Origin of the sequence: Halomonas sp. DP4Y7-1 (genome assembly GCF_019800705.1) — a bacterium.
Taxonomy (GTDB): domain Bacteria; phylum Pseudomonadota; class Gammaproteobacteria; order Pseudomonadales; family Halomonadaceae; genus Halomonas; species Halomonas litopenaei_A.
The window spans coordinates 365,902-379,802 of the sequence record NZ_JAHVKS010000001.1 but is presented as its reverse complement, the minus strand read 5'-3'; the positions used below and the strand labels follow the sequence as shown (position 1 = coordinate 379,802).

Below are 13,901 nucleotides of genomic sequence, written 5' to 3'. Positions count from 1 at the left end.
TGAACGGGCGCGTTGCAGATGCTGACGAGACAATGACTGGCTCATCTCGTCGCCGGTCCACAACGCACTGCGCGGCCGCCCACTGGCTGACCGCGCAGAAATGCATCGGATATCCGTGTAACGGTAATCCGTTACTCGATCCAGCCCTGCTCACGATAGTAGCGAGCGGCACCTTCGTGCAGCGGGGCAGACAGGCCATTGGAGACCATGTCCTTCGGATCCAGCGTTTCGAAGGCCGGGTGCAGGCGCTTGAAGCGGTCGAAGTTGTCGAACACTGCCTTGACGGTCTGGTAGACCAGTTCGTCGTCGGCTTCAGCGCTGGTCACGAAGGTGGCCGCGACACCGAAGGTTTCGACGTCCTCATCGTTGCCCTTGTACAGGCCGCCCGGGATGGTGGACATGGAATAGTAGGGATATTCCTCGACCAGTCCCTTGATGGCGTCATCGTTAAGGGGCACCAGGCGCGCGTCGACCGTGGTGGTGGCTTCCTGGATGGAGCCATTGGGGTGGCCGACCACATAGGCCATGGCATCGATGTTGTTGTCCGCCAGGGCAGAGGCCATTTCGGCCGCGTCCAGCTGGGAAGCCAGGGAGAAGGTGTCTTCGGTCCAGCCCTTGGCGTCCATCACCACTTCCATGGTGTTGCGCTGACCGGAACCCGGATTACCGATGTTGACGCGCTTGCCAGCCAGATCATCCAGGCTCTCGATGCCGGAATCAGCACGGGCCAGGATCGTCAGCGGCTCACCATGCACCTTGAAGACGGCGCGCAGATCTTCGTAGGCGTCACCTTCGAAGTTGCCAGTGCCGTTGTAGGCCTGATACTGCACATCAGACTGCGCCACACCCATGGTCAACTCGCCGCTGCGAATGCCATTGACGTTGGCCACAGAACCCCCAGTAGAGGGCGCGTTACAGCGAATGTTCGTCTCGTCGCTATTGCGATTAACGAAGCGGCAGACGGACTGCCCAACGACGTAATACACGCCGGTCTGACCACCGGTGCCGATGGTGATGAACTGTTCCTGATCCTGGGCCATGGCCGGGGACGCGAACATGGCAGTTCCCAGAATGGCGCTGGACAGAGCAGCGGCGGAGAAAGCATGGCGCTTCATGGTCACACCTCTTTTGGTATTGTCGACGTTGACAGCATGGAACTCTACCCTGCCCCTCCTGGGCCGGCAAAGCGTCCAATCGTCACTACTTTAGCGGGAAATTCACCTGAAGGGTCCAGGCATATCCATTGTAAAACGAGAGTTTAGCTACCGCTAACGTTTAGTGGGCGTTAATTTTACGACGACCTTTCCTCCTTACCCGACCATCAGCCTGTGACAGGCCCATCCAGCAAAGCCGCCGCGGCTGCCCTGCCACCTTGCATCAGCGTCCATGCAGACACCAGCACTCATCGTGAGCATAGTCGCTGCGGACAAAGGTGCCACACCCATGACTGTCGTCACGCCTGCACGGCAGGTAATCTTGGACATTTCCTGACACGAGAATCCGATGCGACTACTGGCCTGTCAGACCGCAATCCCCACCACCCGGACCCGCAACGAACAGCTCGGCTACCTGACACGGCTCGCGCAAGACCTGCGCCAGGCGGCCCGTCACCATCAACCGGATCTCATCGTGCTGCCGGAACTGTCGTCTCAGGAATACAGCGATGCCGCCTTTGATCACCTCGACCAACTGGACGACGATCTCAAGGGGCCGGTGGTGCAGCTGCATCGAGACCTGGCCTCCGAGCTCGGCTGCTTCATCGCCTTTGGTCTCGCCCGCCGCGCTGCTGATACTCCCGCAGGCTTGAGACGACACATCAGCCAGGTTGTGGTCGGACCAGACGGCGAGATCAGCGCTGTCTATGACAAGTTACATTGCGCGCAATTCGGCGCGAGTGCCGAGGCGGGCCATTTTGTCCCAGGAGACCGCCTGGTCACGTTCGATGTAGCGGGATGGAGGGTCGGCGTCATGATCTGCTATGACCTGCGCTTCGGCGAGCTGGCGGCCCGCTACCGCCAGCAGGGGGTGGACCTGATGCTCCATCCAGTGGCCTTTACTCGCGACTTTTCCTTCGCCAGCTGGCATAGCTTCATCACGACCCGTGCCATGGAGCATCAATGCTACTGGCTGAGCCTCAATCGTGCGGGGGACGACTGGGGGCACTCCACCCTGTGTCCGCCCCTGTTGACGGCCGATATCCCAGCCCAACCATTGAGCCACCAGGAAGGCATCGTCTGCTGGGAGCTGGATCGCCAACAGCTGATGGAGGCACGTGCGCGCCTACCGCTGGCCCGCGACCGCCGCGACGATATCGACCGCCTGCCCGTCCACCCCTTGCCCTAGAAGGCCCTAGCCGCCACTCTTGCGTGAGGCCTTTCGCAATCCCTTCGCCACCCTTTCTCACCCCCCTCTCACCCCCTAGCCACGCCAAGGAGGCCCCATGTCTCACCCGTTGATGGAATGCGTGACCGGCGATATTTCACAGCAGTCAGACGTCGACGCAGTCGTGAACGCCGCCAATGCCCAACTGGAGAGCGGCGGCGGCGTCGCAGGAGCGCTGCACCGAGCGGCGGGACCGGAACTGGCCAAGGCAGGCAGGCCCTTGGCCCCCATCGCCCCGGGCCAGGCTGTGATAACTCCCGGCTTCAACCTGCCTGCGCCCTGGGTCATCCATTGCCTGGGCCCCGTCTACGGCCACGACGAGCCGAGTGCCGAACTGCTGGCCAGCTGCTATCAACAGGCGCTTGCGCTGGCCAGTGAGCAGGGTATCCGCCGCCTGGCGTTTCCCGCCCTGTCCACCGGCATCTTTGGCTATCCGCTCGAGGAAGCCGCAGAGATTGCCATCACTACCGTGCTCAGCGAACTGGCCCGCTACGACAGCATCGACCTGGTGCGCTTCGTGCTGTTCGACGACACCACCCGCGACCTCCACCAGCGTTGGCTCGAGACTCTGACCGATCACCCTTGAGCGGCAACGACAGCCGGTAACGCCCTCGGGCGCTGCTGGCTGCCGCCCCCCCCCTGCGCTAGACGTTATGCTAGACGTTGTACCCCAGGATCCTGGGCAACCAAAGGGCGATCTCAGGGAAAATTGCTACCAACGCCAATGCCGATGCCATGGCCGCGACAAAGATCAGCGCCCAGCCGACGGTCTGTTCGAGTCGTACCTTGGCGACCTCAGTGGTCACCATCAAATTGACCGCCACGGGTGGCGTGAACTGGCCGATGGCAATATTCATGGCCAGCAGAATGCCGAACCAGACAGGGTTCCAGCCAAAGTGCTGCATCACCGGAATCAGGATCGGCATCATGATCAGATAGATCGAAATAGCATCCAGCAACATGCCCGCCGCCAGCACAGCAAGCATGATCAGTACCAGCAGCAAGGCACCGTTGTCAGACAGACCGATGACCCATTCGGCAAGGTGGCGGAAGGTTCCCAGCATGGTGCCTGACCAGGCGAAGATACCCGCCAGCGCGATGATCAGCATGACCACGCCGGACACGATGGCAGCCTCACCCATCAGCCCCCAGAGGTCCTTCAGGGACAGTTCGCGGGTCACCACCAGGCCGACGATGACACCATAGGCGACGGCGACCACCGCAGCCTCGGTGGGGGTAAACAGCCCACTGCGCAGCCCACCTAGAATGATGACCGGCGCGAACAGCGCGGGCAGCGCCTCCCGAAAGCTCTTGCCGATCGGCGGGCGCTCGACGTCGCGGGGGTCTTCCCAGCCATAGTGGCGCGACAGCCACAGCGCCGGTATCAGCAACGAGGCGCCAGCCAGCACGCCAGGAAACAGCCCCGCCGCAAACAGCGCTCGAAGATCCACCCCAGGCACCACAATGGAGTAGAGAATCAAGGCCACCGAAGGCGGAATCAGAATGGCGGTGGAGGCGGATGACGCAATCAAGGTCGCCGAAAACGGTCGTGGATAGCCTGCTCGGGTCATGCTGGGCAGCATCACCATGGCCACAGCGGCAGCATCCGCCGGACCGGAGCCGCTCATGCCTCCCATGATCATGCACACCACCACCGCAACCACCGCCAGCCCACCGTGTCGTGGACCCACCAGGGCCTGCGCGAAGCGCACCAGCCGAGCCGCGACACCGGCGCGCTCGAAGATGAGGCCGGTCAGGATAAACAGCGGAATCGCAATCAGCGGATACTTTGCCACGCTGTTGTAGGTATTGGTGCCCAGGGTCGCCAGCATCGCCGGTGATAGCCCCGTGATAATGCCTACGGCGCCGGACAGGCCGAGCGAGAACGCCACCGGCACCCCGGCCACCAGCAGCAGCAGAAAGGCCGCCAGCATCCAAAGATCAGGTGTCATCGCGACTCTCCCTTCGCAGGCGCTCGACGCAGGCTTGAACCTGGCGCAGCAGCATCAGGGCAGACAATAGCGGCAGCCATATCAGGTACCACCACTGCGGCAAACCAAGCCCAGGAGACAGGGACTGCCACTGGTACTCCTGCCAGGTCATCACTCCGCTGAACCAGGTGATCATGCCTAGCACGACCACCCCGCAGCATCCCTGGAACAGGATCAGCACGCGTTGACCTGCTGCTGGCAGCTTGCGCTCCAGCAGCCCGATACGAATATGGCGATGGCGTCGCAACGCCACGGATGCACCGGCAAAGGTCAGGATCACCAGCAAGAAGACAGAAAACTCCTCGGTAAACGCAAAGGAGCCTCCCGTGATGTAGCGCACTACCACGTTGACCAGGCTGATCACGCCAATGATCAGGATCGCCAGGGTAGCGAGGATACGCTCGAGTCGAGCATCAGGACGTTTCATTGGAACGGTACGTCGGTCGGGGGTGAGGACAACGCCGGCCCTCCCGCAGGATAGGCCGGCATGGCAGTCCACCTGTCACACCAGCGGCGCGACAAGGGACAGCGGAGGAGGCTTCAGCGAGACTCGATGGCGCTGCGGGCAGCGTCCACCAGGTCCTCCCCAATCCTCGGCACCCACTTGTCGTAGACGCTTTCCGTCGCGGTGACGAAGGCCTGATGCTGGTCGTCGGTCAGGTCGGTGACGGTGACACCACGCTCCTGAATGGCCGCCAGACGCTCGCTCTCCTGCTCCCGGGTCATCGCCAGTTCCCAGGCTCCAGCCTCCACCGCGGTGTCCCGCAGCAGCGCTTTTTCGTCATCCGACAGGGTGCCCCAGACTTGCTGGTTGGCAGCAAAGATCAGCGGATCATTCATGTAATTCCACAGCGTCACATGCTCTTGCCCCACCTGGTCGATACGCGCCACATCAAACACCGACAGCGGGTTCTCCTGACCGTCTACCGCCCCCGTGGTCAGGGCAGGCTTGGCGTCCGCCCAGCTCATCTGCGTCGGGTTGGCGCCCAGGGCAGTAAAGGTGTCCTGGAACAGCGGCGATCCGACCACGCGAATCTTCAAGCCTTCGAGATCACCCGGTTCGTCAATGACACCGCGAGAGTTGGACAGCTGACGAAAGCCATTCTCCCCCCATGCCAGGGGCACCACACCACGGGACTCGATCGCCTGGAACACCAGCTCGCCAGCCTCTCCGGTGGTCACGGCATCGACCGCTTGCTCATCCGGCATCAGAAACGGCAACGAGAACAGGTTGAGTTCAGGCACCTGGGGCGACCAGTTGATGGTCGAGCCAACGGCCAGATCGATCAGGCCGGAGCGCATGGCGGAAAACTCACGGGTCTGGTCACCGCTAACCAGCTGGGAGTTGGGGAAGACCCGCAGCGTCAGCTCGCCATCGGATCGTTCCTCCACCAGGTCGGCCCATTTCTGCGCCGCCTGGCCCCAGGGGAAGGCATCGGATAGCACCGTGGAGACCTTGAGCTCACGCGCCTCGGCATCCGCCGAGACACCCAGACTACCAAGCACCAGAGCGGCGCCAACCAAGGTGAGGGAACAACGAGCGGGCGCTCGAAGGCCAAACAGAGAAGACATGACGTGTCCTTGCGTTGATGCTCCCTTGGCGGCACGCGGCAAGCGCGGAGACGCGACAGCTCGGCCGACTGGGAGTCGATTATGGAGATAGGCGAACAACATGGGTCCTGACCGCTGTTCAATATGCCTGCAAACCATAATCCACCACAAGAGGAAAGCCTCCGGTCTCGCACCGGCACGAGCGGAGACGTCGACGCAGCCACCTCTTTCGCCCACCTCGAACATGCACACATCTTCCTACCAAAAATGTATACAAACTCATTGACCTGTCGCTGGCCATCGGAAAAGCTGATCTAGGTGTTTGCGGAAATATTTTCCATTAGATGCATGACGACAACCACAATGACAACGAGGACTCTCATGCGACAGCTGCCCTATTGCCTTGCCGCCTTGACGGCAACCGCGCTGAGCCTTCCGGCCCAGGCCGCTCTCTATAGCACGACCAAGGTCGAAGCCCTCTATGGCTGGGACTATGAGGACCAGGCCGATGCCGGCTTCGGTATCGACAACCGCCGCCACGGTATCCTGACGATCGCCAATGCGAGCGGTTGGACCTATGCGGACAGTTTCTTCTTCGCCGACTTCACCAACTACGACCGGGGCACCGAGGAAGAACAGGACTACGGCAGCACCCATGCGGAATTCAACGTGAGGGGAAACATCGGCAAGGTGCTCGGACAGGATCTGTCCTTCGGCCCCGTGAGCAACGTTTACCTGAACGGCCAGATCGACCTGGATCGCAACTCCGCCACCCGCAAGGCCACTCATATGGTGGGGCTTGGCGTGGATCTCGACGTGCCGGGCTTTCGCTTTTTCAAGGTACAGGCCATGTATCGCGACGATGACAGCGACAAGGCCGACGGCAGCTCGGAGCAGCTGACGCTGGCCTGGAACCGACCATTTCAGCTGTGGCACGAGAACTTCAGCTTCGAAGGGTTCATGGACATCACCTCCGAGGAAGGTGACCTGGAGTCCCAGGTGCTGGCACAGCCTCAGCTGGTCTGGCACGCCACCGAACATGTCGGCCTGGGTCTCGAATACCAATACTGGCACAACAAGTTCGGCCTGAAGGACACCGACGAATCCCTGCCGCAGGCACTGGTACGCTGGACCTTCTAGCCACCTGCTGGTCTTCTTCGGCGTAGCCCCCCTTCGGCCGGACGGGGGGCTCTGCTATCCTGCTGGCTTTGCCAACAAGGATTTCCAGTGCCTCTACGTGACCTTCTTCTCGGGCTCTGCGTCATCGTCATCTGGGCGTTGAACATCATCGTCATCAAGCTTGGAGTCACCGACATGCCTCCTCTGCTGCTGACCACCCTGAGACTGGCACTGGTCGCCGCCCTGCTGGTGCCCTTTCATCCGGTGTCACGACACCAATTGCCCTTCCTGCTGCTACTGTCCGTCACCTTCGGGGTCATGAACTTTGCCCTGCTGATCATTGGCCTGTCCCAAGCGGAGGCCGGTACCGGCGCCCTGCTGGTACAGATGGGCACGCCCTTCGCCACGCTTCTGGCCGTGATCTTCCTGAAAGAACGCCTGGGCATCAAACGTCTGGTGGGTCTGCTGCTGTCCTTTGGCGGGATTGCGGTATTGGCGGGCGGCCCCAGCCTGCCCGCGCCGCTGCCAACAGCGTTGCTGTTGCTCAGCGCACTGGGCTGGGCCGTCTCGCAGCTGCTGATCAAGCTGGGACCTTCGGTGTCGCCCATGGCGATGGCTGGCTGGATTGCCCTGTTTGCCACTCCCCAACTGGCCTTGGCCTCCTGGTGGTTCGAGGACCATCACCTGCAGGCGATGCTGGACGCCGGGGTCAAGGGATGGGGGGCGGTGCTCTACACCGCGTTGATGTCATCCATCCTGGCATACGGCATCTGGTTTGGGCTGGTCAGACGACACGCCGTCAATCGCGTGGTGCCACTGACCTTGCTGGTACCGGTGCTGGCGGTGGTGCTGGGCATCCTGCTGCTGGACGACAGCGTCGACCCCTTCAAGCTAGGCGGCGGCGGTATGGTCGTGGCCGGCGTCGCTCTGATCGTCATCCGCTTCACACCGCGCCGCCGGGCGCACAGCCGCACGTCAACCACCTAGCCCTGGCAGGTTCCCTCACTCCCCGGCCAGCTGACGCAGTCGCCGGGGCCAACGCCCAGGGCGTCAAAGGTGCCGGCCCGGACTTCCAGCGCCGCATGATATCGCTCGGCGGGACGCGTGGTCGGGCAACCCGAGGCGCTTCCCTCGCAGGGGTCCATGCGACGCACTTCCTGAATTCGGCCATCGGCACCAATAAAGGCAATATCCAACGGCAGCAGGGTTTGATACATCCAGAAGCCATTGTGCACGCCCTGGGGGCTCTGGTAGAGAAACAGCATGCCGGCGTCGTCTGCCAGCTGCTCCCGGCCCATCAAGCCCTGATTGCGCTCCTTTGCATCGTCAGCCACTTCTACCGTGAATCGGGTCGGGCCCTGGGCCCCATGGATCACCAGGATCACCGTCTCCAGGCCCGGCGCATTGGCAAGAGCCTGTGACAGCAACCCGGTGGAGGACAGGGCCACCGGCGTCAACGCCAGAGACGCCAGGAAACGACGGCGGGAAAGAGTCATGCAGGCCTCCAATCAAGGGCTATCGTCATCACGTGAGGATGGCAGCATATCTGCTTGCATGACATGGATACCAGCGGCAAGCAGCGACACCCTGACCCAGCCGCCCTTCACCAGACCATTGCGGCGCGCCGCATGGGTCGCGATGTCGAAGCGCAATGGCTGCGGTTCATGAGGGACCCTGAGGGTGACCGAGCTCTGACCTCCCAACACCAGCAGCTCGTCGACCCGGGCTGTCACCAGGTTTTCGCGAATGCCGCGGGAGGGACGATCACTTCGTTGCAGCACAATATCAGATGCCGGCAGATACCAGGTCAGGTGACTGCCCACCGGATAGGCGTCCAGCCCCTGAGCCACTTCAAGACACCACTCACCCCAGCTGAGCCTGAGCCCTTGGGAGGTCGCCACCACGCGTCCCGAAAACACATTGGGGCGATCGAGCAGCCTGGCTACGGCTGGGCTGGCTGGCCGCCGAAACAGTGCTTCAGGCGCCCCCTGCTGCAAGGAGCGTCCCGCGTGGAGGACACACAGGCGATCCGCCAGCGCGCTGGCTTCATTGAGATCATGGGTGACCAGCACGATAGGAATGCTGAGCCGCTCGCGCAGTTGCACCAGCTCGCGCTGCAAGCGCCGACGAGTGACCTGATCGACCGCCGAAAACGGCTCATCGAGCAGCAGCACCTTGGGCTCCCGAGCCAAGGCCCTGGCCAGCGCCACACGCTGGCGTTGGCCGCCGGACAGCTGCCGCGGCAAACGCCGCTCCAACCCCTCGAGATTGACCCTTTCCAGCCAGTCAGCGGCTCGACGTCGGCGCTCGCTGCGTGGCAGGTGCCCCATGGCGGTCGCAATGTTGTCCGCTGCATCAAGGTGAGGAAACAGGGCATAGTCCTGAAACACCATCCCCACTCGCCGTTGCTGGGGCGACCAGTCATGACCTTGATCCGCGGCGTACCATGTCTCCTGCCCGCAGCTGACCCAGCCACGGGCGGGAGCGTAGAGTCCGGCGATGGCTCTGAGCAGGGTCGATTTGCCGCTGCCCGAGGGACCTACCAGGGCCAGTAGCTCGCCCGGCCGGCAGTGGAATTCGGCATCCAGCGGAATCGGTCCGGGCTGGGATAGCTTGACCACCAGCCCTTCCCCTTGCTGGCCCGCCGGACGCTCAGCCAACGTCATCGCTCAGCCTGCCAGCGATGACGCGCAGACAGCCCATAGACCACTGCGATGGTAATGAACGAGATCGCCAACAGCAGCGCGGACATCCAGCCTGCGGCGGACTCATCGAAGGCCTGCACATGGTCGTAGATAGAAATAGCCAAGGTACGCGTTTCCCCGTCGATCGCACCTCCCACCATCAGGATGACCCCGAATTCACCAAGAGTATGTGCAAAGGTCAGCGCCAGGGCCGACACCACCCCCGGCATCACCAGCGGCAGCTCGATGGACAGGAAGGTACGCCATGGCGATAGACCGCTGCACCAGGCGGCCTCTCTCAGATGATCCGGTAACGCTTCGAAGGCGCGCTGGATGGGCTGCACGGCAAACGGAATATTGACGATCAGCGAGGCTAGCAGAATACCGCTGAAGGAGAAGTTCAAGCTGGTCCCGGTCAATCTCTGCCAAACGCCGCCCAGGGGGGCGTCAGCACTGAAGGCCAGCATAAGATAGAACCCCATCACGGTGGGAGGCATGACCAGCGGCAACGCGACCAGTGACTCTGGCAGTACTTTCCAGCGAGTGCGGCTCTGCGCCAGGCGCCGCCCCAGCCAGAGCGCTGGAAGCAACAGCCCCGCACTGGTCAGCACGGCCAACTTGAGGGAAACGATCAGCGCCGGTGCATCCATGGGCCATCACCTGCCATCAGCCGGAGAGCCAAACCCCTCGGCTTCAAGCACGGAGATGGCCTCAGCACTTTGCAGGAACTGATAGAACGCGGTAGCACCCGGCCCCGCCTCCTTGAGCAGCACCATGCGCTGCACGATGGGAGCGTGCCAGGAGGCGGGTATCAAGCGCCAACTGGCACGCTTGGCCAGTGCCGGCGCCTTGACCAGAGAGTAGGCGGCGAAGCCTCCTTGAGCCTCCGCCGAGAGCGCGAACTGGGCGGCCTGGGCGACGTTTTCACCCATCAGTCGCAGCGGCTCGCTGGCGTCCCACAACCCCTCGCGAGTGAGCACCTGCTGTGCAGCCATGCCGTAGGGAGCATGGCGCGGATTGGCCATCGCAATACGCCGTACAGCGTCACCGCGTTCGCGCGCCTCGATGGCCTGGCGCACCCCCGCCAACGGCGCCTGTTCAGACGGCAGCGGGTGATCGGCGCGCTGCAGCCAGACCAGACGCCCATGGGCATACACCTGGCCTGGCTGCTCGGCGAACCCAGACTGCTCCAGCTCCAGCGCCCGGCGTTCGTCAGCCGACAGAAATAGTGAGAAGGGAGCCCCCTGCTCGATCTGGCGCTTGAGATTCCCGGAGGCGCCGTAGGTCACCACGACCTGCACAGGCTCTGCGGGATCGGCATCCGCCCTCTCGGCAAACCTCTCCACCAGTCGCGGCATGACGAATTGCAGAGATGACGCCGCAGCGACATTGACCCGCTCCGCCAGCGCAGGAGGGGCGAAGGCGCAGAGCAGCAAGGACAAGGCGGTCAGGATAGCGCGCATGGTGCAGAAGACTCACGTGGCAGTAGGGTCAAGCGATGACTCAGGCATCCCCGGCAAGTATCGACCTGAGATCGATTCGGCTGTCTCTCGGGCCGAGATCCAGCAACGACTGAAGGCTATCCAGGTGGAGCTCGACATCGCGGCGGCAGGCCTCGCCATCGCCCTCACGCAGATGGCTCAGCAGCCGCGTGTGATCGCCCTCCAGGTAGCAGCTGCCGACGCCCTGCCGCTTGTACAGGGCAATGACGATCGATGTCCGTAGGATCAGATCTGTCAGCATCGCCCCCAGCACCCGATTGGGAGAATGCTCCGCCAGCAGGTGATGAATCGCCAAGGAATGTTCGATCCGCGTCGGTTCGTCACTGGCAAGAAACGCCTCCCGCTCCCGGTCGATACGGTCCTCAAGCTGGACCAGCGCCGGAGCCTCCAGTGTGCCGGCGGTCAGCGCAGCCACCTCACCCTCGACCAATCGGCGCGCCGCAAAGGTCTGACGCGTTTCATCCACATCCGGCGCTCTGACTCGGGCCACTTGGTTGGGGCGCTGATCTACCACGTGTTCTGAGGCCAACCGCGTCAACGCCTTGCGCACCACCGAACGACTGACACCAAATACGTCGCCCAATGTCACCTCAGGCAGGCGGGTCCCCGGAGGCAGCCGTTGGGTCAACACCGCTCGGCGCACCTGGCGCACGATATCGCCATCACTGATCCGTCCACCGGACTTGATCTCGGCCATCACCTCTTGCTGCCAGGCGTTGCTCATTGCTGCCTACCCATTATCGCGGAAAGCTTGACCTTCTCATGTTTTCCCCTATTGCACCACAGAAGAGGCATGTCATGTATACACCGGAAGAGGCAGATCAGACGACAGCGCCCGGTCCATACGGACCGGGCGCCATCCTGACTCGACAATGATCTCGAGTATTACCTATTAAGCGGCCATCAGCTGCTGACATGCCCCTGGTTGACGTCGAGAATCTTGAGGGTGTTGGTGCCACCATGAGCATTCATGTGGTCGCCGCGGGTCAGGATGACGTGGTCGCCAGGAGCCGCCACGCCATGCTTGACCAGCCGCTCGAGGGCTCGATCATTGAGCTCCGCTGCGGTCATGTCACTGGTATCGAAGGGCAGTGAAATGACGCCGCGATACAGCGCCATACGACGCTGGGCGATCGGGTTGTGCGCCAGACCGACGATGGGCAGACCTGAACGAATGCGCGAGGCGATCAACGGCGTGTAGCCGGTGGACGTCATGCAGGCAATCGCCGCCACTCCGGACAAGTGGTTGGCCGCATACATGGCAGACAGGGCGATGGTTTCATCGATCCGCTCGAAACCTTCATGGATGCGGTGGCCGGATTCCTGAGCGATGCGCTCACGTTCAGCACCAAGACAGACACGGTGCATGGCCTCGATCGTCTCGACGGGATAGTCCCCTGCCGCCGTCTCGGCGGAGAGCATGACCGCATCGGTGGCATCCAGTACCGCGTTGGCCACGTCGAAGACCTCTGCGCGCGTCGGCAACGGCGACTCGATCATCGACTCCATCATCTGTGTCGCAGTGATCACGGCGCGGTTATGGCTACGCGCATGCTTGATGATGCGCTTCTGGGTGCCGATCAGCTTTTCGTCACCGATTTCCACCCCAAGGTCACCACGGGCCACCATGACCGCCTCGCTGGCCTCGATAATGCCGTCCAGGGTCTCGTCGTTCGCCACCGCCTCGGCACGCTCAAGCTTGGCGACCAGCCCGATCTCGGCGCCGGCGTCACCCAACAGGCGACGCGCCTCGAGCATGTCCTCTGCGGTCCGTGGGAACGACACGGCCAGGTAATCCACGCCGATATCGATGGCGGTCTTGAGGTCCTGCTTGTCCTTGTCGGTAAGCGCTGGCGCCGACAGCCCGCCGCCCTGCTTGTTGATGCCTTTGTTGTTGGACAATTTGCCGCCCACGACAACCTGGGTGTGGATCTGGCTACCCTCGACACGCTGAACATCCAGCACGACGCGGCCATCGTCCAGTAGCAGGCGATCACCCGAAGCAACGTCCTCAGCCAGCTCCTTGTAATCGCAGCCAACCCGGGCAGCGTCGCCGGACTGAGCATCCAGCGCCACATCGATCACGAAGCTCGCCCCCTCTTCCAGGGTGACGGCACCATCGGCGAAACGGGCGATGCGAATCTTGGGCCCCTGCAGATCGCCCAGTGCCGCGACACTGCGCCCAAGCTTGTCGGCAATCGCTCTGACTTCCGTCAGTCGACGGCGGTGATCGTCGGCGCTGCCATGGGAAAAGTTGAGGCGAACCACGTCGACACCCGCTCGCAGCATCTCTTCCAGGACCCCCTCACGATCACTGGCGGGCCCGAGGGTGGCAACGATCTTGGTACGACGTACGGGGGTATGCGGGAATTGGCTCATGCTGTCCTCGACGGGTTCGAAAATGACGCAAGCAGGTCGGGCGGATCATCACAGAACGTGACGCGCGACCGAGTTCTGTAATTTTACTACAAGGAATATGTCAAAGCGACTACCGCCGCTGACAGGCCACCCCATCTCGCCAACCCTTTGTTGAAAATCAACAAATACTGACGACGGCTAGATCGAAAGGGTAGTGCAACGACTCAGCGTCTGGGCTACCCCCTCTGGCAAAGGCACCATCCTGTAATTTAACTACAGATAAACCACCGACCACCGGCAGACAATCTGTGTGC

General features: G+C 62.4%; 14 protein-coding genes. 4 read left to right on the top strand and 10 right to left on the bottom strand.

Annotation, left to right across the window (positions count from 1 at the left end; genetic code table 11):
* Positions 1–131: 131 nt before the first annotated feature.
* Positions 132–1,115, bottom strand: coding sequence for a TAXI family TRAP transporter solute-binding subunit (locus KUV72_RS01520; protein ID WP_206939807.1), 984 nt, complete (start codon positions 1,113–1,115; stop codon positions 132–134).
* A gap of 388 nt (positions 1,116–1,503) precedes the next feature.
* Here KUV72_RS01520 and KUV72_RS01515 point away from each other — a divergent pair, with 388 nt between their 5' ends.
* Positions 1,504–2,343, top strand: coding sequence for a carbon-nitrogen hydrolase family protein (locus KUV72_RS01515; protein WP_222237203.1), 840 nt, complete (start codon positions 1,504–1,506; stop codon positions 2,341–2,343).
* Positions 2,344–2,440: 97 nt separating this feature from the next.
* Entirely contained in the window at positions 2,441–2,968 is a 528-nt protein-coding gene (locus KUV72_RS01510) for a macro domain-containing protein (RefSeq protein ID WP_222237202.1), read from the top strand.
* A 70-nt stretch (positions 2,969–3,038) separates the two neighbouring features.
* On the opposite strand, the gene KUV72_RS01505 is transcribed toward KUV72_RS01510, so the two are convergent.
* The 3 genes from KUV72_RS01505 to KUV72_RS01495 all read right to left on the bottom strand — a co-directional run bounded on the left by KUV72_RS01505 (position 3,039) and on the right by KUV72_RS01495 (position 5,945).
* Positions 3,039–4,334: a TRAP transporter large permease gene (locus KUV72_RS01505; RefSeq protein ID WP_222237201.1), complete on the bottom strand. Its 1,296-nt coding sequence runs from the start codon at positions 4,332–4,334 to the stop codon at positions 3,039–3,041.
* Positions 4,324–4,800 (bottom strand): TRAP transporter small permease, encoded by a 477-nt coding sequence (locus KUV72_RS01500; protein WP_222237200.1) that lies wholly within the window; start codon positions 4,798–4,800, stop codon positions 4,324–4,326. The genes KUV72_RS01505 and KUV72_RS01500 overlap by 11 nt, the downstream gene beginning before the upstream one ends.
* 113 nt (positions 4,801–4,913) lie before the next feature.
* Positions 4,914–5,945 carry a DctP family TRAP transporter solute-binding subunit gene (locus tag KUV72_RS01495; RefSeq protein WP_409995876.1) on the bottom strand — a complete coding sequence of 344 codons (1,032 nt, stop codon included), beginning with the start codon at positions 5,943–5,945 and terminating at the stop codon, positions 4,914–4,916.
* Between the two features lie 360 nt (positions 5,946–6,305).
* On the opposite strand from KUV72_RS01495, the gene KUV72_RS01490 reads away from it, so the two are divergent.
* Positions 6,306–7,064 (top strand): outer membrane protein OmpK, encoded by a 759-nt coding sequence (locus KUV72_RS01490; protein ID WP_222237199.1) that lies wholly within the window; start codon positions 6,306–6,308, stop codon positions 7,062–7,064.
* Positions 7,065–7,151: 87 nt separating this feature from the next.
* On the top strand, positions 7,152–8,030 hold the full coding sequence (locus KUV72_RS01485) for a DMT family transporter (protein WP_222237198.1): 879 nt from the start codon (positions 7,152–7,154) through the stop codon (positions 8,028–8,030).
* Here the strand turns inward: KUV72_RS01485 and KUV72_RS01480 are convergent.
* The 6 genes from KUV72_RS01480 to pyk form a co-directional block, all read right to left on the bottom strand.
* On the bottom strand, positions 8,027–8,539 hold the full coding sequence (locus tag KUV72_RS01480; RefSeq protein WP_222237197.1) for a DUF192 domain-containing protein: 513 nt from the start codon (positions 8,537–8,539) through the stop codon (positions 8,027–8,029). The genes KUV72_RS01485 and KUV72_RS01480 overlap by 4 nt on opposite strands.
* Before the next feature lie 12 nt (positions 8,540–8,551).
* Positions 8,552–9,709: an ABC transporter ATP-binding protein gene (locus tag KUV72_RS01475; protein WP_222237196.1), complete on the bottom strand. Its 1,158-nt coding sequence runs from the start codon at positions 9,707–9,709 to the stop codon at positions 8,552–8,554.
* Entirely contained in the window at positions 9,706–10,377 is a 672-nt protein-coding gene (gene modB / locus KUV72_RS01470; protein WP_222237195.1) for a molybdate ABC transporter permease subunit, read from the bottom strand. Before modB ends, KUV72_RS01475 begins: the two co-directional genes overlap by 4 nt.
* A 6-nt stretch (positions 10,378–10,383) precedes the next feature.
* The gene (gene modA, locus KUV72_RS01465; protein WP_206939827.1) at positions 10,384–11,190 is read right to left on the bottom strand and encodes a molybdate ABC transporter substrate-binding protein; all 807 of its coding nucleotides are present in this window, start codon (positions 11,188–11,190) and stop codon (positions 10,384–10,386) included.
* Between the two features lie 40 nt (positions 11,191–11,230).
* The gene (locus tag KUV72_RS01460; protein ID WP_206939828.1) at positions 11,231–11,953 is read right to left on the bottom strand and encodes a GntR family transcriptional regulator; all 723 of its coding nucleotides are present in this window, start codon (positions 11,951–11,953) and stop codon (positions 11,231–11,233) included.
* A 179-nt stretch (positions 11,954–12,132) separates the two neighbouring features.
* Positions 12,133–13,608, bottom strand: a complete 1,476-nt coding sequence (gene pyk / locus KUV72_RS01455; protein WP_222237194.1) for a pyruvate kinase — start codon at positions 13,606–13,608, stop codon at positions 12,133–12,135.
* Between the last annotated feature and the right edge of the window lie 293 nt (positions 13,609–13,901).

Coding starts and splice junctions, on each gene's coding strand:
- KUV72_RS01520 (WP_206939807.1), bottom strand. CDS start 1,115: ATGAAGCGCCATGCTTTCTCCGCCGCTGCTCTGTCCAGCGCCATTCTG.
- KUV72_RS01515 (WP_222237203.1), top strand. CDS start 1,504: ATGCGACTACTGGCCTGTCAGACCGCAATCCCCACCACCCGGACCCGC.
- KUV72_RS01510 (WP_222237202.1), top strand. CDS start 2,441: ATGTCTCACCCGTTGATGGAATGCGTGACCGGCGATATTTCACAGCAG.
- KUV72_RS01505 (WP_222237201.1), bottom strand. CDS start 4,334: ATGACACCTGATCTTTGGATGCTGGCGGCCTTTCTGCTGCTGCTGGTG.
- KUV72_RS01500 (WP_222237200.1), bottom strand. CDS start 4,800: ATGAAACGTCCTGATGCTCGACTCGAGCGTATCCTCGCTACCCTGGCG.
- KUV72_RS01495 (WP_409995876.1), bottom strand. CDS start 5,945: ATGTCTTCTCTGTTTGGCCTTCGAGCGCCCGCTCGTTGTTCCCTCACC.
- KUV72_RS01490 (WP_222237199.1), top strand. CDS start 6,306: ATGCGACAGCTGCCCTATTGCCTTGCCGCCTTGACGGCAACCGCGCTG.
- KUV72_RS01480 (WP_222237197.1), bottom strand. CDS start 8,539: ATGACTCTTTCCCGCCGTCGTTTCCTGGCGTCTCTGGCGTTGACGCCG.
- KUV72_RS01475 (WP_222237196.1), bottom strand. CDS start 9,709: ATGACGTTGGCTGAGCGTCCGGCGGGCCAGCAAGGGGAAGGGCTGGTG.
- modB (WP_222237195.1), bottom strand. CDS start 10,377: ATGGATGCACCGGCGCTGATCGTTTCCCTCAAGTTGGCCGTGCTGACC.
- modA (WP_206939827.1), bottom strand. CDS start 11,190: ATGCGCGCTATCCTGACCGCCTTGTCCTTGCTGCTCTGCGCCTTCGCC.
- KUV72_RS01460 (WP_206939828.1), bottom strand. CDS start 11,953: ATGAGCAACGCCTGGCAGCAAGAGGTGATGGCCGAGATCAAGTCCGGT.
- pyk (WP_222237194.1), bottom strand. CDS start 13,608: ATGAGCCAATTCCCGCATACCCCCGTACGTCGTACCAAGATCGTTGCC.